Origin of the sequence: Actinomycetospora corticicola (genome assembly GCF_013409505.1) — a bacterium.
Classification (GTDB): Bacteria; Actinomycetota; Actinomycetes; order Mycobacteriales; family Pseudonocardiaceae; genus Actinomycetospora; species Actinomycetospora corticicola.
Genome location: NZ_JACCBN010000001.1, coordinates 108,336 through 129,557, shown reverse-complemented (window position 1 = coordinate 129,557; position 21,222 = coordinate 108,336). Strand labels below are relative to the sequence as shown.

Below are 21,222 nucleotides of genomic sequence, written 5' to 3'. Positions count from 1 at the left end.
GGGCGCATCCTCGGAGGATGACCGCTGCGCACGCGACCACCCCGACCACGCGGATCGACGTCCCCTGGCTCGGCCGACTCGAACTGTCCCGCGGCCAGCTGGCCTTCGTCGGGGGCGTGGCCGCGCTCGGGGTGCTCGGCTTCATCGACTGGCCGATCGCACTGGTCCTCGGCGCGGGCCACCTTCTCGCGGCCGACCGCTCCGACCCGACCGTCCGAGGGGCGGGCGAGGCCCTCGAGGAGGTCTAGGTGAACGCACCCGCGTACGCGTTCAGCGCCGGCTGGCCGCCGAGGTGGGCGTAGAGGACCGTCGAGCCGCGGTCGATCTCCCCGCGCGTGACGAGGTCGACCAGCCCGGCCATCGACTTGCCCTCGTAGACCGGGTCGATGATCACGCCCTCGAGCCGGGCCGTGAGCTCGATCGCGGCGCGGGTGGAGGCGACCGGGATGCCGTAGCGGTCGCCGGCCCAGCCCTCGAGCACCGTGACCTCGTCGTCGCGCAGGTCCCGCTCCAGCCCGATGAGCTTCGCGGTGTGGCGGGCGATGCGGTCGACCTGGTCGCGGGTCTTCTCGAGGGTCGCGGAGGCGTCGATCCCGATGACCCGACGGGGGCGGTCGGACGCCGCGAAGCCCGCGATCATCCCGGCGTGCGTGGAGCCGGTGACCGTGCAGACGACGATCGTGTCGAAGAAGACGCCGAGCGCGGCCTCCTGCTCCTCGACCTCGCGGGCCCACTGCGCGAACCCGAGGCCGCCCAGCGGGTGCTCGGAGGCGCCGGCCGGGATGCCGTAGGGGACGCCGCCGGCGTCGCGGACCTCGGCCAGCGCGCGCTCGTAGGAGTCGCGCAGGCCGATGTCGAAGCCCGCGGGGTCGAGCCGCACGTCCGCGCCGAGGATGCGCGAGAGCAGGATGTTGCCCACCTTGTCGTTGACGCTGTCGGGCCAGTCGACCCAGCGTTCCTGCACCAGCCGCGCCTTGAGACCGAGCTTCGCCGCGACCGCCGCGACCTGGCGGGTGTGGTTGGACTGCACGCCGCCGATGGAGACGAGCGTGTCCGCGCCGCTCGCGAGCACGTCGGGGACGATGTACTCCAGCTTGCGGGTCTTGTTGCCGCCGTAGGCGAGGCCGGAGTTGCAGTCCTCGCGCTTGGCCCAGACCTCCGCGCCCCCGAGGTGCGCGGTGAGCCGGTCGAGCCGGTGGACCGGGCTGGGGCCGAAGAGCAGCGGGTAGCGGTCGAAGTCGTCGAGGGACACGGTCGATCTCCTAGGTGAGGGTGAGCCAGTTGGCGCGGGCCTCGCGGCCCGCCTCGTCGGCCTCGCCCGCGGCCAGGAGCTCGACGATCCGGGTGTGCTGGGCGACCGACGCGCGGCCGGTCAGCGAGGCGAAGCGCGTCCGCTCCATGCGCCGCAGCAGGGGCGTGACCTGGTCGAGGGTGTCGCGCAGGGCCTGGTTGGCGGCGACGTCGACGGGCACGCCGTGGAAGGCGTCGTCGGCGGCGATGGCGGCGTCGACGTCGTCGTCCTGGAGGGCGGCGGCGAACCGTCGGTTCGCGCCGGTCATCGCGGCCCGGTGCTCCTCGGTGAGGAGTGGCGCGGCGGTGCGCGTGGCGAGCTCGTGCATGGCCGCGGCGACCTGCGCCGCGTCCCGCGCGGCGCGGTGGTCCAGCGGGCTGACGACGGTCGAGCTCCCCGGCTTCACGACGACGAGGCCCGCGAGTTCCAGCCGGGCGATCGCCTCGCGCACGGGGGTCCGGCTGACGCCGAGCCACGTGCAGAGCTCGGCGTCGTGCAGCCGCTCCCCCGGCTCGAGCGTGCCGTCGACGATCGCGGCGCGGAGCTGCGCGAACACCTGCTCGCGCAGGGAGGTGCGCGGAGCAACGGCCTCGGAGCGGGGAACCGGCATGCGAAATATTGCATCCTGCATGGCGTGCAGTGTCAAGGGCTTCCCGACGACGGGTCGGGGTCCGGCCTCGTGTAGCGGTCCGGGGCTACCGCGCTGCGTGGCGGGACGGTGCCGGTCGCGACCGGGACGGCCACGGGTGTGGTCGCGGTCCGGGCGCGGTCGCGCGGGACCCCGGAGCTCTGATCCCCGGGACCCGCCCCACGGTGTCGGACCCCTGTGCTTTCGTGGAGCCATGACCACCGCAGCCACCGATCTCCGTGCGGACGCCGAAGCCACGCTGCAGCGGCTGGCCGGGTCGGGCGCGCAGCTGCGCGAGGACCAGTGGCGGGCCGTCGAGGCGCTCGTCGCGCACGGGCGGCGCGCGCTGGTCGTGCAGCGCACCGGGTGGGGCAAGTCGGCGGTGTACTTCGTGGCGACGGCGCTGCTGCGGGCCCGCGGGAAGGGCCCGACGGTCATCGTCAGCCCGCTGCTCGCGCTCATGCGCAACCAGATCGAGGCCGCGGAGCGGGCCGGCATCCGCGCGGTGACGGTGAACTCGGCGAACACGGACGACTGGCAGGCCGTCTACGGCGAGGTGCGCGCCGGTGAGGTCGACGTGCTGCTGGTGAGCCCCGAGCGGCTGAACAACCCGGAGTTCCGCGACCAGGTGCTCCCGGAGCTGTCGCGCACGGCGGGGCTGCTGGTGGTCGACGAGGCGCACTGCATCTCCGACTGGGGGCACGACTTCCGGCCCGACTACCGGCGCCTGCGCACGCTGATCTCGGAGCTGCCCGAGGGCGTGCCGGTCCTCGCCACCACGGCGACGGCGAACGACCGGGTGACCACCGACGTGGCCGACCAGCTGGGCGTCAGCGGACAGGGCGACGGGGCGCTCGTGGTGCGCGGCGAACTCGACCGGGAGTCGCTGCACCTGAACGTGCTGTCGCTGGCCAGGGGGGCCGACCGGTTCGCGTGGCTCGCGCAGCACCTCGACGAGCTGCCGGGCTCCGGCATCGTCTACACGCTCACCGTCAGCGCGGCCGACGAGCTCGCCGCGTTCCTGCGCGAGCGTGGGCACGCCGTCACGGCCTACACGGGCAAGACCGACCCGGCGGACCGGGAGCGCGCGGAGGACGACCTGCTGGCCAACCGCGTGAAGGCGCTGGTCGCCACGAGCGCGCTCGGCATGGGCTTCGACAAGCCCGACCTCGGCTTCGTCGTCCACCTCGGGGCCCCGCAGTCCCCGGTGGCCTACTACCAGCAGATCGGCCGTGCGGGCCGTGGTGTGGAGCGGGCGGAGGTGCTCCTGCTCCCCGGCCCTGAGGACAAGGACATCTGGGCCTACTTCGCCTCGCTCGCCTTCCCCGGCGAGCCGCAGGTGCGGGTCGCCCTGTCGGTGCTCGGCGACGCCGGCCGTCCGCTGTCCACCGCGGCGCTCGAGCCGCGCGTCGAGCTGTCCCGCGGGCGCCTCGAGATGATGCTCAAGGTCCTCGACACCGACGGCGCCGTGAAGCGGGTCAAGGGCGGGTGGGAGGCCACCGGCGAGCCCTGGGAGTACGACGGCAAGCGGTATCTCGGTCTCGCGAAGGCCCGGCGCGCCGAGCAGCAGGCGATGCTCGACTACATCACCACCGACGGCTGCCGGATGGAGTTCCTCCGCCGCCAGCTCGACGACCCGGGCGCGGCGCCGTGCGGCCGGTGCGACAACTGCACGGGGAAGCACTACGACCCGTCGGTCGGCGAGGACGTCCGCGTCCAGGCCCAGGAGGTGCTCGACCGGCCGGGCGTCCCACTCGCGCCGCGCAAGCAGTGGCCGAGCGGGATGGACGCCCTCGAGGTGCCGCTCAAGGGGAAGATCAAGCCGGAGGAGGCCGCCGAGGAGGGCCGGGCGATCGGCCGGCTCACCGACGTCGGGTGGGGCCCACGGCTGCGCCCGCTGATGCGGTCCGACGACCTCGCGCCCGACGCGATCGTCGACGCCGCCGTCGAGGTCCTCAAGGGCTGGGGCTGGACGGAGCGGCCCACCGGGATCGTGTGGCTGCCCAGCCGCACCCGGCCCGCCCTCGTGGAGAGCTTCGCCCAGCGGATCGCCGCCATCGGACGGCTCCCGCTGCTCGGGGCGCTCGCCGACGACGCGCCGCCCCGCTACTCCGACCCGGAGGACGACAGCGAGCCGGAGCCGCCGAACTCCGCGCAGCGGCTCGCCGAGGTGTACGGGCGGTTGTCCGTGCCGGTCGACCTCGACCCGTCGTCCGGGCCGGTGCTGCTCGTCGACGACGTGTCGGACTCCGGGTGGACGCTCACCGTCGCGGCGATGCTGCTGCGCCGGGCCGGGGCGCCCGCGGTCCTGCCGCTGACGGTGGCGACGACGAACTGAGCGGGCCGGGCGGCGCGCCCGTCTCTATCGTCGGCCCATGAACAACGCGCGGACCCCGCTCCGCATCGTCGGGGTCGTCGCCGCCCTGCTCGGCCTGCTGTTCGCCCTGCAGGGCCTCGGCCTCGTCGGCGGCAGCTTCATGACCGGGCAACGACTCTGGCTGTTCATCGGGATCGTGCTCGTCGTGCTCGGGATCCTGGTGGCCTCGGGTGGTCTCTTCCGCCGCGGCCCCCGGCGGCGCTGAGCTCCCGTCGTCCCGCGCCTCAGTCGTCCGGCCGGAGGATGCCCCGCTGGTAGGCCCGGACCAGGGGCCGGGGCACGCGGATCTCCCTGCCGTCCACCGTGATCGGCACCAGGTCGGGCGCCTGCGCCTTCCACTGCGACCGGCGGGCGTGGGTGTTGGCGCGGGACATCCGGCGCTTCGGGACAGCCATATCGTGATGATAACCGTTGTCAATTGGGGTGACTGCGAGGGCTACACCAGGCCGCCCGAACGGCCCGCCGACCTGCATGGTGTGAACCTCGCGGGCCCGGACCGACGCCGCCCGGTCGCTGGACGGAACCCGATCATTCGGTGAGAGTGACCGGGCACACGCACCGCTCTCGAGGGGACGAAGTGGACACCCGCGCCAACACCGTGGACGGCGTCCTGCGCCGCAGCGCCCGCCGCACGCCCGAGCGCACCGCGCTCGTCTTCGCCGACCGCTCGTGGACCTACCGCGAGCTCGACGAGGCCACCAGCCGCACGGCGGGCTGGCTGCGCGGGCTCGGCGTCGCCCAGGGCGACCGGGTGGCGACCTACGGCCGCAACTCCGACGCGTACGTCCTGAGCTTCCTCGGCGCCGCGCGGATCGGTGCGGTGCACGTCCCGATCAACTACGCGCTCACCGGCGAGGAGCTCGCGTACCTGGTGGACCAGTCGGGGTCGAAGGTGCTCGCCGTCGACCCCGCGCTCGCCGGACACGTCGAGGCCCTCGACCACCGGCCCGACCAGGTCGTCCCGTTGCGCGACGCCCCCGGCAGCCTGCTCGACGCCGCCCGGACCGGGGAGGTGCCGGAGCTCGACGTGACGGTCGAGGACACCGACCTCGTCCAGCTGCTCTACACCAGCGGCACCACGTCGAAGCCCAAGGGCGCGATGATGACCCACCGTGGCCTGGTCCACCACTACGTGTCCTGCATCCACGCGCTCACCCTCGAGCAGGACGACGACCCGCTCGTCTGCATGCCGATCTACCACTCGGCGGGCATGCACGTCTTCACGCTGCCCTACCTCGCGGTCGGGGCCACCGTGCGGATGATGGAGGCGCCCGACGTCCCCGAGATCCTGCGCCGCATCGAGGCCGACCGGATCGGATCGTTGTTCCTCGCGCCGACGGTGTGGGTGCCGGCCGTCAACCACGCCGACTTCGCGACCCGCGACCTGTCGAGCCTGCGCAAGGCGCACTACGGCGCCTCGATCATGCCGGGCCCGATCCTGGCGCGGCTGCGCGAGCGGCTCCCCGAGCTCGGGGTCTACAACTGCTTCGGCCAGTCCGAGATCGGCCCGCTGGCCACCGTGCTGCAGCCCGAGGAGCACGACGAGCGCCCCGAGTCGTGCGGCCGCCCGGTCCTGTTCGTCGAGCTGCGCGTGATCGACGAGAACGGCGACGACGTCGCGCCGGGCGAGGCCGGCGAGGTCGTCTACCGCTCCCCCCAGCTCTGCGAGGGCTACTGGGACAAGCCCGAGGAGACCGCGGAGGCGTTCAAGGACGGCTGGTTCCACTCCGGCGACCTCGTCCGCATCGACGAGCAGGGGTTCATCACCGTCGTCGACCGGATCAAGGACGTCATCAACACCGGCGGCATCCTGGTCGCGTCCCGCGAGGTGGAGGACGCGCTCTACACCCACGAGGCGGTCGCCGAGGTCGCGGTGATCGGGACGCCCGACGACCGGTGGATCGAGGCGGTCACGGCCTTCGTCGTCCTGCGCCCCGAGCACGCGGCGGACTTCGAGTCGACCGCCCTCATCGAGCACGCACGGGGCCGGCTGGCGAAGTACAAGGTGCCGAAGGCGGTGCACCTGATCGAGGAGCTGCCGCGCAACCAGTCGGGCAAGCTCCTCAAGCGGGTCCTGCGGGACACGGTGTGACCGCGCCCGCGGCCCGCCGCGGGAACTGGTTCACCCGCGGCGGCTGGTGGTTCCTCGTCCACGTCCTGAGCCTGGGCGTGCTCTCCGTCGTGCCCTACACGCAGGCGGCGACGGTCAGCCGACGCCGGGGCCACACGCTCCTCGCGGTTGCCGGCGGCGCCGCCACCGTGCTCTGGATCGTGCTGGTCTCCCTCGCACCTCACGACGCGGCCGGGCGCACCACCGGCCCGCTGAACGCGATCGCGGCCCTGATCTTCTTCATCGTCCTCGTCGGCGGACTCGTCGGCCTGGTCGTCGTCCGCCAGCAGGTCTACGGCGCGAACGCGCCGACCCGACCCGCCCCGTCGTCGGGACCCGACCCCGCCGTGACCCGCGCCCTCGCCGGGCGGCAGCGGCGCACCGAGGCGCGGCGGCTGGCCACCGAGGACCCGCTGCTCGCCCGGGAGCTGCGGATCGGCCGGCCCGACCTGCCCCGCGAGTACGACGACGGCGGGCTCGTCGACCTGAACTCCGCGCCGGCGCCCGTGATCGCCGACCTCTGCGGCCTCGAGCCCGCCCAGGCCGGCCGGATCGTGCAGGCCCGCCAGGCGGCCGGGCGCTTCGCGTCGGTGGAGGACGTCTTCTCGTGGACCGAGCTGCCGGTCGACACCTGGGACCGCATCCGCGACCGGTCGGTGACGGTCTAGGCGACACGCCGGTCCGGGCCGCGGAGGGACCCGGATGAGTGATCCCTGAGAGCATTTCGTACGGTCGGCGGATCGACCTGACCACCTTCCCCGCCCGAGACCGGCGGGGCACTGCTGCACGCCACGGCCTCCGCACCGCCGCGGGCGAGCTCCGCGACGCGGCGCTCGCGGTCCCGCGCGCCGTCGCGGTGCCGGTCGCGATCGGGCTGTCGACCGCGCTCGCGACCCTGTTCGGGCTGGCCCTGCGGATCGGCCTGGTCACCCTGCCCGGCCTCGGCGGGGGCCTGATCGGGGCCGGCGACAACGGCGACGCCTTCCGGCTGTTCTGCACCGCGGGGCTGACCCCGGACACGCCCTCGCGGGTCTCGCTGTGGCGCGGCGTGGTGGTCACGGCCTTCACCACCGGCGCGGAGCCCTGCACCGCGGCGCCCTCGGCGGCGGCGGCGCTGCTGCGGCTGGTCGTGCCCGGGGGCCCGGGCACCTGGTCGCTCACGTCGTACGCGTGGCTGCTCGCGGGGATCGCCGCGCTCGTCGTCGGGATCGGTGCAGCGGCCCTGGCCACCGTCCGTCCCTGGCGTGCGGCCCTCGTCGCGCTCCCCCTCGTCGGGCTGCTCGGCGCCACGTGGTGGTCACGCTTCCTCGTGTCGCTCTACGCCGAGCCGACCGCGCTGGTGGCCACGGTGGCGGTGCTCGTCGGGCTGCTCGTGGTCGCGGCGACCCGCCCGGAGGACCGTGGGCAGCGGCTGACCGCCCTCGTCCTGGTCGGCCTCGGCGGGCTCGTCGGGGCCACCGCGAAGCCGGGCTTCCTGCCGATCGGACTGGTGGCGGCGGGCTGCGCCGCGATGGTGGTCGTCCGCAGCACCTCCCGACGCCGGGTGTGGCGCCTCGCCGGCCCGCTGGTGGCGGTCGCGCTGCTGGGTGCCGCCGCGTACCCGGTGCACGCGGCGATGCAGGGGCAGGACCGCAGCTACGCCGCCGTGAACGCCCACAACCTGATCTTCACGGCCGTCATGCCGGAGGTCGGCCCGGACGTCGTCGCCCCCGCCGTGGGACTGCCGCCCGGGGCCGCGGCGCACTCCGGGGAGGGCTACTACTGGGCCGGCGGGCTCGGCATCCCGGGCTGGGCGACCGCGGTCGGCGACCGCCCCGACGCCGCCCGCGACGAGGCCCGCACGCTGCTGCTCGAGCACCCCGGGGCCTTCGCGACGATGGTCGGCCGGGGGCTCACCGCGACCCTGCGCCCGCAGCTGACCTACCTGCCCTCGGCGCCGTTCGGTACCGCGCCTGAGCACTTCGAGGGCCGGACGATCTACCCCGAGGCGGGCCCGCAGACCGGCCTCCTCGTCCGGTGGCTCGACGCGATCGCCCTCGGATGGCTGCCCCTCGCGGTCGTCGCCGTCGCCCTCGGCGCGGCCGCCGCGACCCTCCTCCCCCGGGTGCGCCGCGGCGATCCGCTCGTCGTCGGCCTGGTCCGCGTCGCCGGCGCGACGGCGCTGCTCGGGCTCGGGATCGTGACGTTGGCCGTCGCCGGCGACGGGTACTACGAGCTCTCCAAGCACGTCTGGCTCGGCTCCTACCTCGTCCTGACGGCGGGCGTCACCGGCCTGGCGGCCGCGGCCGCCGGGCTCACCACGAGGTACCGGCGCCGGTCCTGACCCGGATCAGGACCGGCTGTACCAACGCCCACCGACGACCCTCGTGCCGGCGGGCAGGGCCGTGATGCCGGGGTTCGGACCGTCGGGCCCGCCCTTGTCGATCTGGTACTGCAGCAGGGCGTTGCTGGCGGCGGAGTCGGCCACGAACAGGTCGATGCGGTACGACGCGGTGTCCGGGTCGAACTGGCGCCCGAGGTAGTACTGGCCGCAGTCGAACGTGCCGTCGGGTCGCACGAGGCAGGGCTTGTCCTGCGGGAAGTACCGGGCGGTGCCCGGGTCGAAGGTGGTGGCCCAGAGCAGGGTCCCGGGCGCGAGGTCGCGCGACGAGCCGACCAGCCGGAAGGTCTTCGGCACCGTCGAGGTGACCGGGTCGAGGACGGTGGCGCTGGGCGGCCCCGACGGCTGGTCCGCCGACGCCGGGGTGCGCGACAGGGCCACGACGCCGAGGGCCAGTGCGGCGCCGAGGAGCAGCGAGACGACGGCGACGAGGGCGACCGGGACCCGCCGTCGGGACGATTCGGACGTGCTCGCCGGTCCAGCCACCTCCCCGGCGTCGTCGGGCGGGTCCTCCACCGACGCCCCGTCAGTGGTCGCCCACGCGGGCGGGTGCGCGGTCACCGGTTCGTTGCGCCGGCGGCGCTGCTCCAGGTCGTCGAGCTCGTGCCAGTAGGCGGTCCAGGCCTCGACCTCCGGCTCCGGCGCCCCCGCCGTCCGGAGCACCGCCTGCACGAGCGGCAGGTAGGCGAACGTCTCCCCCCGCAACGCCTTGGCGAGCGCCGACCGCGAGAGCCGCACCTCGTCGGGCAGACCGCGCAGCATCGCCTCGAGCGTCGGCTCCCCGTGCTCGGCGAGACTGCGCCGCAGCCAGTGCGCCAGTTCCCTCCGCGGCGACCCGTCCCGCGGGACGGGTGCGGGCCGCCGTCCCGGTTCCCCCTGCCGTGGCCCCTGCTCCCCCATGCTCGGCACTATGCCGCATCGGTGGAGAGAAATTGCAGGTCGGAGCGGTCGAAGGGTCGATCTTTTCCCCGCCGCTGGTGCCCGACCCGATCATGTCGGTATCACTGGGGCCGACGGCGCGAGGGGGGACGGGCCGTCACCTGCGATCGGCCCCGGCCGATCGCGGCCGCCGGGGGGAGCGGCCGGGCACCGCGGTGCCCGGCCGTGGCCCGGGTCGGGCAGCGGCACCCGCCCGTCACGCCAGGCCGACCGCCGTCGACGCCGGGACCACCACGAACTGGCGCAGCACGAGGTCGGTGAACACCACCGGGCCGCGCGGGCCGGGCACGTGGTCGACGTTGATGCCGGTCTCGGGCACGCGCCGCAGCTTGAATCCGTCGAGCAGCCGCGTGGTGGCGTTCCAGAAGGCGCCGGTCCCCGCGTAGGTGTCGAGGAAGGTGCGCGCCGCGGCCTCGTCAGCGGTGACCACCGTGGCGGCCAAGCCCGACGTCTCGCGGTTCGCGATCGCCGCCGCATCGGCCGGGCCCTGCGCGGGCGCGACGGTCACGGTCGCCTCGTGGCCGTCGTCGAGCGCCCACTCGTGGCCGAGGGCGTGCTCGTGCGGGGGCAGCGAGGCGGTCACCCCGGCGTCGGCGAGCAGCTTGACCAGGACCGGCATGACCGTGTCCCACTGCGGGGCGTCCACGAGCAGCAGGTTCAGCCGGTTGCAGACGCCGAGCCGGTCGACCGACCCCGTGACCAGCGCCGTCGTCAGCTCCGGGTCCGCCGCGCGGTCGACGTAGAGCACACCGCCGCCGTCGGCGTGGGCCAGCGTTCGGACGCCGTGCTGGGCGGCCTCCAGCCCGAGCGACCGGGTCGTCTCCCCCGACCCGCGCAGGATCACCAGCGGGATGAGCCCCGGGCGGCGCACCAGTTCGACCGCGCACTCGCGGCTCGCGTCGCCGACCAGCGTCACCGCGTCCGCCGGCAGACCGGCCGCCGCCAGCGCCGGCCCGACGACGTCCGCCATCAGCGCGCTCGCCGAGGCCAGGGCCGCCCCGCCGGTGCGCAGCACGCCCGCGTTGCGCGACTTCACCAGCTGCGACGCGACGTCGACCACGACGTTCGGCCGCGCCTCGAAGTTCGCGCCGATCACCCCGACCGGGCGCCGACGCTCGATCAGCCGCAGCCCGTCCGGCCGCTCCTCCACCACGGTGTCGCGCGGCGGCACCGGTACGTCGGCCAGTACCCGCAGCGACTCGGCGATCGTGGCCAGGCGGTCCTCGTCGAGCCGGAGCCGGTCGAGCAGCGCGCCCGTCATCCCCGCGTCCTGCGCCGCGGCGAGGTCGGCACTGTTCGCGACGGCGAGCGTCGGCGCCTTCGACACCAGCAGGTCGGCCATCCCCCGCAGCGCCGCGGCGATCTGCCCGTCGTCCGCCGCCGCCATCGCCGGCGCGGCCGCGGCCGCGCGCTCACCACAGTCGGTCACGATGTCGGCGGGAGTGCGCATCGGACCAGTATGCCGATCTCGTCCTGCGCCTTTCCCGACGGCGGGTCGGGTCGGCGTCAGCCGTGGGCCACCGCTGACGTCCCGTGTCAGCCGTGGGCCACCGCTGACGTCAGGGCGCCGAGGACACCGACTCCGGCACCGACCGTCGGCCGACCGGCACCAGGTCGTCGGCGTGCACGACCTCGCGGCGCTGTTCCGGGGCGAGGTCGCGGGTCTTGCGGCCCACGAGCTCCGGCATCTCCTCGGAGTCGAAGGCCACCACCCCACGGGCCACCGTCTCGCCCCGCGGGCCGACGAGCTCGACCACGTCGCCCGCCTCGAAGTCGCCGTCGGAGCCCGTGATGCCGGCCGCGAGTAAGGAGCGCCGCGTCGTGGCGGCGCCCGAGGTCACCGCCCGCACCGCTCCGTCGTCGAGATGGAGCCGTCCGCGCGAACCCGCCATGTGCCGGAGCCAGAAGCGGCGGGCCGACAGGCGCGGTCCGGTGGGGGCGAACACGGTCCCCACGTCGCCGGGCCCGAGGGCGGCCGCGGCGTGGGTCGCCCCGGCGACGAGCACCGGGACGCCCGCCCCGGACGCGAGGTCCGCGGCGGCGAGCTTCGAGGCCATGCCGCCCGTCCCCACCGAGGCGGCGCCGGGCTTCACGACCCGCACGGCCGCGAGGTCGGCCATCCCGTGCACCTCGTCGATCATCGCGGCGCCGGGCGCGCGGGGGTCGTCGTCGTAGACGCCGTCGACGTCGGAGAGCAGGACCAGGGCGTCCGCGCCGACGATGTGGGCCACGAGGGCCGCGAGCCGGTCGTTGTCGCCGAACCGGATCTCGTCGGTGGCCACGGTGTCGTTCTCGTTCACCACCGGCACCACCCCGAGCCCGAGCAGCCGCTCGAACGTCCGCTGCGCGTTGCGATAGGGGGCGCGCCGGACGACGTCGTGGCTGGTCAGGAGCACCTGCCCGACGACGCGCTCGTGGCGGGCGAACGCGTCGGCGTAGGCGCGGGTGAGATGGAGCTGGCCGACCGACGCGGCGGCCTGCTGCGTGGCGAGGTCCCGGGGTCGCCGCGCGAGGCCCAGCGGGGACAGACCCGCCGCGATCGCGCCGGACGACACGAGGATCACCTGGGTACCGGTGGCGGCGCGTGCGGCCACGGCGTCGACCAGGGCGTCCAGCCGACTCACGTCGAGCCCGCCGGACACGCTGGTCAGCGAGGACGAGCCGACCTTGACCACGAGCCGGCGCGCGTCCTGCACCGCGGTGCGCGCCGAGCCCGCACCGGGGTCGACCGTCGTCACTCCTCGTCCAGCGCGGCCAGGTTCTCCCACGACACGGACTCTCCTCCGTCCGCCCACGAGGCGACACCGAGTTCGCTGTCGTCCCGGTGCCGACGGCGCTCGCCGCGCGCGGCCTTGCGCTCGGCCGCCGAGGAGCGGTCCGCCCGACCGACGCCGTCCAGCCGCACGTCGGTGCCGCGGTTGCCCGACTGGACCGGTGACCCGAGGGCCGCCACACCGGCCGGCGTCGAGGGCTCCCAGTCGAAGGTGTGCACCCCGATGGTCACCATGTCGCCCGGCGAGGCGCCCGCCTCCGCCAGCGACTCCTCGACGCCGAGCTTCGCGAGCCGGTCGGCGAGGTAGCCCACGGCCTCGTCGTTGGCGAAGTCGGTCTGGCGCACCCAGCGCTCCGGCTTCTCGCCGCGCACCACCCAGGCCGGGCCCTCGGAGGGGTCGACCGAGGGGTCGGGTGCAACGGTGTACCCGGCGTCGTCCACCGCCTTCGGACGCAGCACGACCCGCGGCGGCACGGTGACCAGCGCCGTGCGGCGGGCCTCCTCCACCGCGCCCGCCATGAGGAAGGTCAGCTCCCGCAGCCCGGTGTGCGCGGCCGTGGAGATCTCGACGACGGGCCAGCCGAACGCCTCGACGTCCGGCCGCACCAGCTCGGCGAGGTCGGCGGCGTCGGGCACGTCCATCTTGTTCAGCGCGACGATCCGCGGCCGCTCGGAGAGGTCGGTGCCCAGGGCGGGCGTGTAGGCGGCGAGCTCGGCCTCGAGCGCCCGGATGTCGGAGACCGGGTCGCGGTCGGACTCGAAGGTCGCGCAGTCGACGACGTGCACCAGCACCGAGCACCGCTCGATGTGCCGGAGGAAGTCCAGCCCCAGTCCCTTGCCCCCGGAGGCGCCCGGGATGAGGCCCGGCACGTCGGCGACGGTGAACGTCGAGTCCCCGGCGCTCACCACGCCGAGGTGCGGCGTCAACGTGGTGAACGGGTAGTCGGCGATCTTCGGGCGGGCAGCAGAGAGCGCGGAGACCAGCGACGACTTGCCGGCGCTGGGGAAACCCAGCAGCCCGACGTCCGCCATCGACCGCAGCTCGAGCACGAGGTCGCGGCTGTCCCCCGGCTCGCCGAGCAGGGCGAAGCCGGGCGCCTTGCGGGTCGGGCCCGCGAGGGCGGCGTTGCCGAGGCCCCCACGTCCACCGGCGACGGCGACGTACCGCATGCCGGGCACGTTGAGGTCGCCCAGCACCTCGCCCTCCGGGGACATCACGACGGTGCCCTCGGGCACGGCGAGCTCGATGTCCTCGGCGTTCGCGCCGTTGCGGAAGGCGCCCATCCCGGGCTTGCCGTTCCCGGCCACCGCGTGCGGGCGGTGGTGGAAGTCCAGGAGCGTGTGGACCCCGGGGTCGGCGACGAGCACGACGTCCCCGCCGCGGCCCCCGTTCCCGCCGTCCGGGCCGCCGAGCGGCACGAACTTCTCGCGGCGGATCGAGGCGCACCCGTGGCCGCCGGAGCCGGCGGTCACGTGGAGCGTCACGCGGTCGATGAATCGAGCCATGGTGCCTTCCTCGACACAGACGAAGGGGCGGACCCGATCGGGCCCGCCCCTCGACTGGTGCTGCTGGTGCTGGAGGAGGCTCAGGCCTCGACCGGCACGATGTTGACGTTCTTGCGCCCGGCCTTCGTGCCGAAGGTGACGGCGCCCGGGATCAGGGCGAACAGCGTGTCGTCGCCGCCGCGACCCACGCCGACGCCCGGGTGGAACTTGGTGCCGCGCTGGCGGACGAGGATCTCGCCGGCCTTGACGACCTGGCCGCCGAAGCGCTTGACCCCGAGCCGCTGGGCGTTGGAGTCGCGACCGTTGCGGGAGCTGGATGCACCCTTCTTGTGAGCCATGTGTTCCGCTCCCCTACTTCGAGATGCCGGTGATCTCGACCTGGCTGTAGCGCTGACGGTGGCCGACGCGCCGCTTGTAGCCGGTCTTGTTCTTGTACTTCATGATCTTGATCTTCGGGCCCTTCGCCTCACCGCGGACGGTGCCGGTGATGGAGACCTTGGCGAGGTCGTCGGCGGAGGACAGGACGGTCGAACCGTCGACCACGAGCACGGGCTGCAGGTCGACCGAGTCGCCGTCCAGCAGCTCCACGTCGAGGACGTCGCCGACCGCGACCTTGTACTGCTTGCCGCCGGTCTTCACGATCGCGTACATCTCGGACGCAGGCTCCTGTCGTACTGGACGTTCTTCTCTGGGGTCGGGAGGCCCGCCCCCGAGGGCGCCTCACCGTGTGCCGACGTGGTGCACCCCGGCACTGCTCGCTCCACGATACCCGGCCGGTCCGGCTCCCCCGTGTCCGGGGTCGCCGGGCCGGCGTCGGGTGATCAGTTCCCGCCGACCGCCACCGGCGGCCCCGCCGGGCGGGACGCGGCCCGCCGACGCTGCCGCTTCGGCGCGGGCTCGCCGTTCCCGACGCCGGGTGCGGCCGCCTCGGGCTCCTCGTCCTCCGGCTCCACCACGGGCTTCGGCGGGGCCATCGCCCCGATCCGCCCGGTGATGAACGGCTCCTCGGGCTGGTCGGGCTCCTCGGACACCGGACCGGCCGACGCCGGGGCCGCGGCGGCCGGCACGTCGGCCTCCGGGGATCCCGTCGACTCCTCGGCGAGGTCGGCCTCGAGGGCGACCTCGGGTTCCTCGGCCACGGCCTCCGGGGCCGCCTCGTCGGACGTCGGGTCGGTGTCGCCCGGGGTGCCGTCGATCGCCCCCGCCGGCGTGGCGTCCTCGGGTGCGCCGTCCGCGGTCGCGGCCAGCGCGGTCTCGACCGGCTCACCCGCCGCCTCACCGGCGTTGTCGGCCTCGCCGGTCGACTCCTCCGCCAGGTCGGCCTCCAGGGCCACCTCCGGCTCGCCCACGGCCTCCGCGGTCGCCTCGGCGTCCGCGTCGGGCTGCGTCGCGACGGCGGTGTCCGCCACGGCCTCGACCGACCCGGTCGACGACTCGGCGAGCTCGGTCTCGAGCTCCACCTCGGAGCCGGCGGCCTCCGACGTCCCGTCCGCGGACGAGGTCCAGCGGGCCGCCACGTCCGCGGGGCTGGGAACCGGGCCGTCGTGCCCGTTCGCGGTCGCCGCGACGGCGCCCGGCGAACCGCCCTCGGACGACGCGCCACGTCGGCCCCGGCCACGGCGACGCCCGGAACCACCCGAGCCGTTCGAGCCGGCGGACCCGCCCGACGTCTCGGAGCCGGCGTCGGCCGGGGCCGCAGCGGCGACCGCCGCCGTCGCGGTGGCCTTCGCCGGCTCGTGGGTGTGCCCGCCGGTGGCGCCGAAGACGGGCTCGCTCTGCACGATCACGCCGCGGCCCTTGCAGTGCTCGCAGACCGTGGAGAACTCGTCGAGCAGGCCCTGGCCGACGCGCTTGCGGGTCATCTGCACGAGGCCCAGCGAGGTGACCTCGGCGACCTGGTGGCGGGTGCGGTCCCGGCCGAGGCACTCGGTGAGCCGGCGCAGCACGAGGTCGCGGTTCGACTCGAGGACCATGTCGATGAAGTCGATGACGATCATGCCGCCGATGTCGCGGAGCCGGAGCTGGCGCACGACCTCCTCGGCGGCCTCGAGGTTGTTCCGGGTGACCGTCTCCTCGAGGTTGCCCCCGGAGCCGGTGAACTTGCCGGTGTTGACGTCGACCACCGTCATGGCCTCGGTGCGGTCGATCACCAGCGTGCCGCCCGAGGGCAGCCAGACCTTGCGGTCGAGGGCCTTCATCAGCTGCTCGTCGATCCGGTAGGCACTGAACACGTCCTCGGGGCCGATGTGGCGCGAGAGCCGCGGCACCAGCTCGGGGGCCACGTGCGAGATGTAGCCCTCGAGGGTCTCCCACGCCTGCTCGCCGGAGATGACCAGCGAGGAGAAGTCCTCGTTGAACATGTCGCGCACGACCCGGATCAGCAGGTCGGGCTCCTCGTGCACCAGCGAGGGCGCCTTCGGGCCGGACTTCTTGCCGCCCTTGCCCTTGCCCTCGGCGGCCTCCTGGCCGGTCTTCTCGATGACCTCCCACTGCGCCGCCAGGCGGCGCACGTCGGCCTCGAGCTCGTCCTCCTCGATGCCCTCCGCGGCCGTGCGGATGATGACGCCGGCCTCGTCGGGGACGATCCGCTTGAGGATCTCCTTGAGCCGCTTGCGCTCCGGCTCGGGGAGCTTGCGGCTGATGCCGGTGGCGCCGCCGCCGGGGACGTAGACGAGGAAGCGGCCGGGCAGGCTGATCTGCGTGGTGAGGCGCGCGCCCTTGTGCCCGACCGGGTCCTTGGTCACCTGGACCAGCACCGCGTCGCCGGAGGACAGGGCGTGCTCGATCTTGCGCTGCTTGCCGTCGAGACCGGCGGCGTCCCAGTTGACCTCGCCGGCGTAGAGGACCGCGTTGCGGCCGCGGCCGATGTCGACGAACGCGGCCTCCATCGAGGGCAGCACGTTCTGCACGCGGCCGAGGTAGACGTTGCCGACCATCGAGTTCTGGCCGCTGCCCGCGACGAAGTGCTCGACGAGCACGCCGTCCTCGAGGACGCCGATCTGGTTCCGGTCGGCCTGCTGGCGCACGACCATGGTGCGCTCGACGGCCTCGCGGCGGGCCAGGAACTCGGACTCGGAGAGGATCGACGGGCGGCGGCGACCGGCCTCCCGGCCGTCGCGACGCCGCTGGCGCTTCGCCTCGAGGCGGGTCGAGCCCTTGACGCCCTTGACCTCGTCGTCGCTCGAGCGCCGCGACTCGGACCGCTCCTTCTCGGCCTTCTCCGCCTTCTCGCGGACGTGGGTGACGGTGTTCGGCGGGTCGTCGTTCGTCGCCGGGCCGTCGGACGAGTCGTCCGAGCCACGCCGGCGGCGGCGCCGACGGCGGCGCGAGGAGCCCGACTCGGACGAGCCCTCGTCGGACGCGCCCTCGCCCTGGTCCTCGGAGTCGTCGGCGTCCTGCTCGTCGCCGTCCTCGGTCTCGTCGGTGTCCTCGGACTCGTCGGAGGCCTCGTCGTCGCCGTTCGCCTCGTCGCCCCCGCGGCCCCGGCCGCGACCGCGACGTCCCCGACGACGGCGGCGGCGGCCGGACTCGTCGTCGCCCTCGGCGTCGGTCCCGTCGACGGCGGGCCCGGAGCCCGCCGTGGTGTCCTCGTCCGCGGTGTGCTCGGCGGGACGCTCCGCGGCGGGCGCGGCGTCGCCCTGACCCGGCGTCACGACGCCGGCGGTGCGGCTGCTCCGACGACGGCGGCGGCCACCGCCGCTCTCGCCCTCCTCGGTGGCCGGGGCCGCGGGCGTGGCGACGTCCGGGGCCAGGAAGAGTGCGGCGGGCGCGGTCGGCGCGGCCGCACCGGTGACGCGCGGCTCGGCGTCGGCCACCGGGTCGTCGAGCGTCAGGTCCGCGGGGATGTCGGGGAGCGTCTCGGGCACGACCGTCGCCTCCGACGCCTCGATCGCGTCCTCGACGGCCGCGGGGGTCGGCTGCTCGCTGGGGAAGAACGTCTCCACCACCTGCGAGACCGTGGCGCGGTCGACGCTGGACTGGGCGCTGCGCGCGGGCACCTCGAGCCGGGCCAGCAGGGCCAGCACCTCACGGCTGGAGGACCCGACGAGGCGGGCCAGCGCGTGGACCCGCAGCTTCTCGGGCAGGGCCGCGAGGGCGGCCGCGTCGGGTCGCCCCGGACTGCCCGTCGCGGGGTCGACGGGCAGTGATGACGCCTCGGGGTGTGCGTCGTTCTCGGACATGCAACTCCTTCGGCCCCCGGGCGCGACCTGGGCGGTCGCGGCCACACGAGGGCATCGCGTGGTCTCGCCTGGCCGGTGGGCGTCCGTCCGTCGGGCGGGCGTCCACCGGGAAATCCGGGACGTGCCGCGCGGTGCGGGTCAGCGACCGATCGGGTCGCGGTCCGCCTCGAGCGGGTCGAGCAGCGTTCCGTCGTCGTCGAGCCGGCCCTGCGCCGTCCTCGTCGATCTGACGGGGACGGGCGGCTCCAGCCCGGCGACGATACGCAGCGCGCTCACCACGTCGTCGGGTCGCACGGCCGGCGTGGTGTGCCGTACGACCGTCGACAGTGTCCCACACACCGCCGATCGTGCATGCGCTCGGCGGTCGTTCTCGACCGGCGGGCGTGTCGACGGCGTGTCGTGCGCGAGTGGTTCATCGTTCGGGTGACGCTCGTCGTGCGGGTCCGTGACGTCGTCGACGGAGATCCGGGCCGAGCTCCGCTCCGCTCCGTCGACGGTGATCGACACGATCGCCGTCCGCACGTCCAGCGTCCGCGGACCGTTCTTGGTCATCCGCTCGACCTCGACGACGTCGGAGTCCAGCAGCGCCGTCACCGCGGCCCGCAGCGTCCCCGGCTCCACCCCGGGCAGCTCGATGCGCCAGGCGCTGCCGTCGATCCGGTCGGCCAGCGCCCCGGGCCCGGAGCGCACCACGTCGAGCACGACGAGCCCCTCCGGCAGCACCGCGCCGACCTCGCGGCCGACGGCCTCCGGCTCGAGGTCGCGTGTGAGCCCGATCTCGACGAACTCGGCCTCGCTCGCGGCCCCGGTCGGCGAGGCCCCGATCCAGGACAGCCGCGGGTGCGGGCTGAACCCCTGGGACAGCGACACCGGCACCCCGGCCCGGCGCAGGGCCCACTCCATCGCGCGGGCGACGTCGCGGTGGGAGCTGAACCGGGCGCGGCCGCGCTTCGCGAACCGCATCCGGACCTTCGCGACGGTCGGCGCCGAGGGGTGCGCGGCCTCGCCCTTGTAGCTCACGCCGTTCCCTGCCCCGCGGCTCCGTCCAGCCGGGGGTTGTGCACGGGGGTCGACGTCCGGGTCTCGACCGGGGTGAGCGGCAGCATGCGGCCCGGGGCCATCGCACCCGCCGTCGGGCCGATCTGGATCTCGGTGCCCATCTGCGGGCAGACGCCGCAGTCGAAGCACGGCGTCCAGCGGCAGTCGTCCTGCTCCCGGGAGTCCAGCGCGTCCTGCCAGTCGTCCCACAGCCACCCGCGGTCCAGCCCGGAGTCGAGGTGGTCCCAGGGCAGGACCTCGTGCTGGTCGCGCTCGCGCGTGGTGAACCAGAACAGGTCCACGCCCTGCGGGGGCAGCGCCTCGGCGGCGGCGGTCTCCCAGCGCTCGAAGGAGAAGTACTCGCTCCAGCCGTCGAAGTGCCCGCCGTCGCGCCAGACCGCCTCGATCACCCGGCCGACGCGGCGGTCGCCCCGCGAGAGCAGTCCCTCGATCAGCGAGGGCTGTCCGTCGTGGTAGCGCAGGCCGACGTTGCGACCCAGCGAGCGGTCGGAGTTGATCGCCTCACGGAGCTGGCGCAGCCGGGAGTCGACCACCTCGGGCGCGGTCTGCGCCGCCCACTGGAAGGGGGTGTGCGGCTTCGGGACGAAGGCGCCGATCGACACCGTGGCCCGCACGTCCCCGCGCCCGGCGGCCTTCCGCCCGGTGCGGACGACCTCGTGGGCCATCGTCGCGATCTGGAGCACGTCCTCGTCGGTCTCGGTGGGGAGCCCGCACATGAAGTAGAGCTTGACCTGGCGCCAGCCGTGCTCGTACGCGGTGGCGACGGTCGCGATGAGCTCCTCCTCGGAGACCATCTTGTTGATCACCCGGCGCAGCCGCTCCGAGCCGCCCTCGGGGGCGAACGTGAGGCCCGAGCGTCGTCCGGAGCGGGTCAGCTCCTCGGCGAGGTCGACGTTGAAGGCGTCGACGCGGGTGGAGGGCAGGGAGAGCCCGGTGCCGGTGCCCTCGTAGCGGTCGGCGAGGCCCTTGGCGATCTCGCCGATCTCCGAGTGGTCCGCGCTGGAGAGCGACAGCAGGCCCACCTCGGAGTAGCCGGAGGCCTGCAGTCCGGCCTCGACCATCTCCGAGACGCCCTGCTTCGAGCGCTCACGCACCGGGCGGGTGATCATCCCCGCCTGGCAGAACCGGCACCCGCGGGTGCAGCCGCGGAAGATCTCGACGCTCATCCGCTCGTGGACGGTCTCGGCCATCGGCACCAGCGGCGCCTTGGGGTAGGGCCAGTCGTCCAGGTCGCTCGTGGTGCGCTTGTGGATGCGCTGCGGCGCGGCCGGGGAGGTCGGGCGCACGGCCGCGATCGACCCGTCGTCGTGGTAGTCGACGGCGTAGAGCGCCGGGACGTAGACGCCGGGGACGCCGGCGAGCCGCTCGAGCGTCGCGTGCCGGGACAGGCCCTCGGCCTTGGCCGCCTTCACCACGTCGGTGATGTCGCCGACGACCTCCTCGCCGTCCCCGAGGGCGACGATGTCCACGAAGTCGGCGATCGGCTCGGGGTTGAAGGCCGCGTGCCCGCCGGCGAGCACGAGCGGGTGCTCGACCGTGCGGTCGGCCGCGTGCAGCGGGATGCCGGCGAGGTCGAGGATCTCGAGCAGGTTCGTGTAGCCGAGCTCGGTGGCGAAGGAGACGCCGAGGACGTCGAACGCCGCCACCGGCCGGTGCCCGTCCACCGTGAACTGCGGGACCCCGTGCTCGCGCATCAGCGCGGCGAGGTCCGGCCACACGGCGTAGGTGCGCTCGGCGAGCGCGTCCGGCCGCTCGTTGAGGACCTCGTAGAGGATCATGAGGCCCTGGTTGGGGAGGCCGACCTCGTAGGCGTCGGGGTAGCAGAGCGCCCAGTGGACCTCGGCGTCCTCCCACGGGGTCACCGTCGCGTTGCGCTCACCACCGACGTACTGCACGGGTTTGCGCACCCGGGGCAGCAGCGGCTCGAGCCGGTCGTACACCGACTCCGGCGAGGTCGTGACATCGACGGACATGGTTC

18 protein-coding genes are annotated in these 21,222 nt (G+C 74.5%); 6 read left to right on the top strand and 12 right to left on the bottom strand.

The window, feature by feature from the left end; genetic code table 11:
- Positions 1-17 precede the first annotated feature (17 nt).
- Positions 18-248: a hypothetical protein gene (locus tag BJ983_RS00575; protein ID WP_179792013.1), complete on the top strand. Its 231-nt coding sequence runs from the start codon at positions 18-20 to the stop codon at positions 246-248.
- On the opposite strand, the gene BJ983_RS00570 is transcribed toward BJ983_RS00575, so the two are convergent.
- Positions 245-1,252, bottom strand: a complete 1,008-nt coding sequence (locus BJ983_RS00570; protein WP_179792012.1) for a 1-aminocyclopropane-1-carboxylate deaminase — start codon at positions 1,250-1,252, stop codon at positions 245-247. The genes BJ983_RS00575 and BJ983_RS00570 overlap by 4 nt on opposite strands.
- A 10-nt stretch (positions 1,253-1,262) precedes the next feature.
- Complete coding sequence (locus BJ983_RS00565) at positions 1,263-1,901, bottom strand: GntR family transcriptional regulator (protein ID WP_179792011.1); 639 nt, start codon at positions 1,899-1,901, stop codon at positions 1,263-1,265.
- A 232-nt stretch (positions 1,902-2,133) separates the two neighbouring features.
- Between BJ983_RS00565 and BJ983_RS00560 the strand changes: the two genes are divergently transcribed.
- Together BJ983_RS00560 and BJ983_RS00555 are read left to right on the top strand one after the other, a co-directional pair.
- Positions 2,134-4,257 (top strand): RecQ family ATP-dependent DNA helicase, encoded by a 2,124-nt coding sequence (locus tag BJ983_RS00560; RefSeq protein WP_179792010.1) that lies wholly within the window; start codon positions 2,134-2,136, stop codon positions 4,255-4,257.
- Between the two features lie 37 nt (positions 4,258-4,294).
- Positions 4,295-4,501, top strand: a complete 207-nt coding sequence (locus BJ983_RS00555) for a hypothetical protein (protein ID WP_179792009.1) — start codon at positions 4,295-4,297, stop codon at positions 4,499-4,501.
- Positions 4,502-4,520: 19 nt separating this feature from the next.
- Here the strand turns inward: BJ983_RS00555 and rpmF are convergent, their stop codons facing one another.
- The gene (gene rpmF / locus BJ983_RS00550; protein WP_179792008.1) at positions 4,521-4,691 is read right to left on the bottom strand and encodes a 50S ribosomal protein L32; all 171 of its coding nucleotides are present in this window, start codon (positions 4,689-4,691) and stop codon (positions 4,521-4,523) included.
- 182 nt (positions 4,692-4,873) lie between these two features.
- On the opposite strand from rpmF, the gene BJ983_RS00545 reads away from it, so the two are divergent.
- The 3 genes from BJ983_RS00545 to wsfD are packed head-to-tail and all read left to right on the top strand — an operon-like array spanning position 4,874 to position 8,729.
- Positions 4,874-6,388, top strand: coding sequence for a fatty acyl-CoA synthetase (locus BJ983_RS00545; RefSeq protein WP_179792007.1), 1,515 nt, complete (start codon positions 4,874-4,876; stop codon positions 6,386-6,388).
- Positions 6,385-7,074 carry a helix-hairpin-helix domain-containing protein gene (locus BJ983_RS31985; protein ID WP_179792006.1) on the top strand — a complete coding sequence of 230 codons (690 nt, stop codon included), beginning with the start codon at positions 6,385-6,387 and terminating at the stop codon, positions 7,072-7,074. Before BJ983_RS00545 ends, BJ983_RS31985 begins: the two co-directional genes overlap by 4 nt.
- Before the next feature lie 38 nt (positions 7,075-7,112).
- Positions 7,113-8,729, top strand: a complete 1,617-nt coding sequence (gene wsfD, locus BJ983_RS00535; RefSeq protein WP_179792005.1) for a glycan biosynthesis hexose transferase WsfD — start codon at positions 7,113-7,115, stop codon at positions 8,727-8,729.
- Between the two features lie 6 nt (positions 8,730-8,735).
- Here wsfD and BJ983_RS00530 read toward each other — a convergent pair whose 3' ends face one another.
- From BJ983_RS00530 to BJ983_RS00490, 9 genes are all read right to left on the bottom strand, one after another.
- Positions 8,736-9,686 (bottom strand): hypothetical protein, encoded by a 951-nt coding sequence (locus BJ983_RS00530; protein WP_179792004.1) that lies wholly within the window; start codon positions 9,684-9,686, stop codon positions 8,736-8,738.
- Between the two features lie 235 nt (positions 9,687-9,921).
- Positions 9,922-11,175: an aldehyde dehydrogenase family protein gene (locus tag BJ983_RS00525; RefSeq protein ID WP_179792003.1), complete on the bottom strand. Its 1,254-nt coding sequence runs from the start codon at positions 11,173-11,175 to the stop codon at positions 9,922-9,924.
- Between the two features lie 109 nt (positions 11,176-11,284).
- Positions 11,285-12,463 carry a glutamate 5-kinase gene (proB, locus tag BJ983_RS00520; protein ID WP_179792002.1) on the bottom strand — a complete coding sequence of 393 codons (1,179 nt, stop codon included), beginning with the start codon at positions 12,461-12,463 and terminating at the stop codon, positions 11,285-11,287.
- Complete coding sequence (gene obgE, locus BJ983_RS00515) at positions 12,460-14,004, bottom strand: GTPase ObgE (RefSeq protein WP_179792001.1); 1,545 nt, start codon at positions 14,002-14,004, stop codon at positions 12,460-12,462. Before obgE ends, proB begins: the two co-directional genes overlap by 4 nt.
- A gap of 80 nt (positions 14,005-14,084) precedes the next feature.
- The gene (rpmA, locus tag BJ983_RS00510; protein WP_018335422.1) at positions 14,085-14,342 is read right to left on the bottom strand and encodes a 50S ribosomal protein L27; all 258 of its coding nucleotides are present in this window, start codon (positions 14,340-14,342) and stop codon (positions 14,085-14,087) included.
- 13 nt (positions 14,343-14,355) lie between these two features.
- Entirely contained in the window at positions 14,356-14,655 is a 300-nt protein-coding gene (gene rplU / locus BJ983_RS00505) for a 50S ribosomal protein L21 (RefSeq protein WP_179792000.1), read from the bottom strand.
- A 170-nt stretch (positions 14,656-14,825) separates the two neighbouring features.
- Positions 14,826-18,185 carry an Rne/Rng family ribonuclease gene (locus tag BJ983_RS00500; protein ID WP_179791999.1) on the bottom strand — a complete coding sequence of 1,120 codons (3,360 nt, stop codon included), beginning with the start codon at positions 18,183-18,185 and terminating at the stop codon, positions 14,826-14,828.
- Between the two features lie 138 nt (positions 18,186-18,323).
- Positions 18,324-19,205, bottom strand: a complete 882-nt coding sequence (locus BJ983_RS00495; protein WP_343053570.1) for a TIGR03936 family radical SAM-associated protein — start codon at positions 19,203-19,205, stop codon at positions 18,324-18,326.
- Positions 19,202-21,217, bottom strand: coding sequence for a TIGR03960 family B12-binding radical SAM protein (locus tag BJ983_RS00490; RefSeq protein ID WP_179791998.1), 2,016 nt, complete (start codon positions 21,215-21,217; stop codon positions 19,202-19,204). Before BJ983_RS00490 ends, BJ983_RS00495 begins: the two co-directional genes overlap by 4 nt.
- Between the last annotated feature and the right edge of the window lie 5 nt (positions 21,218-21,222).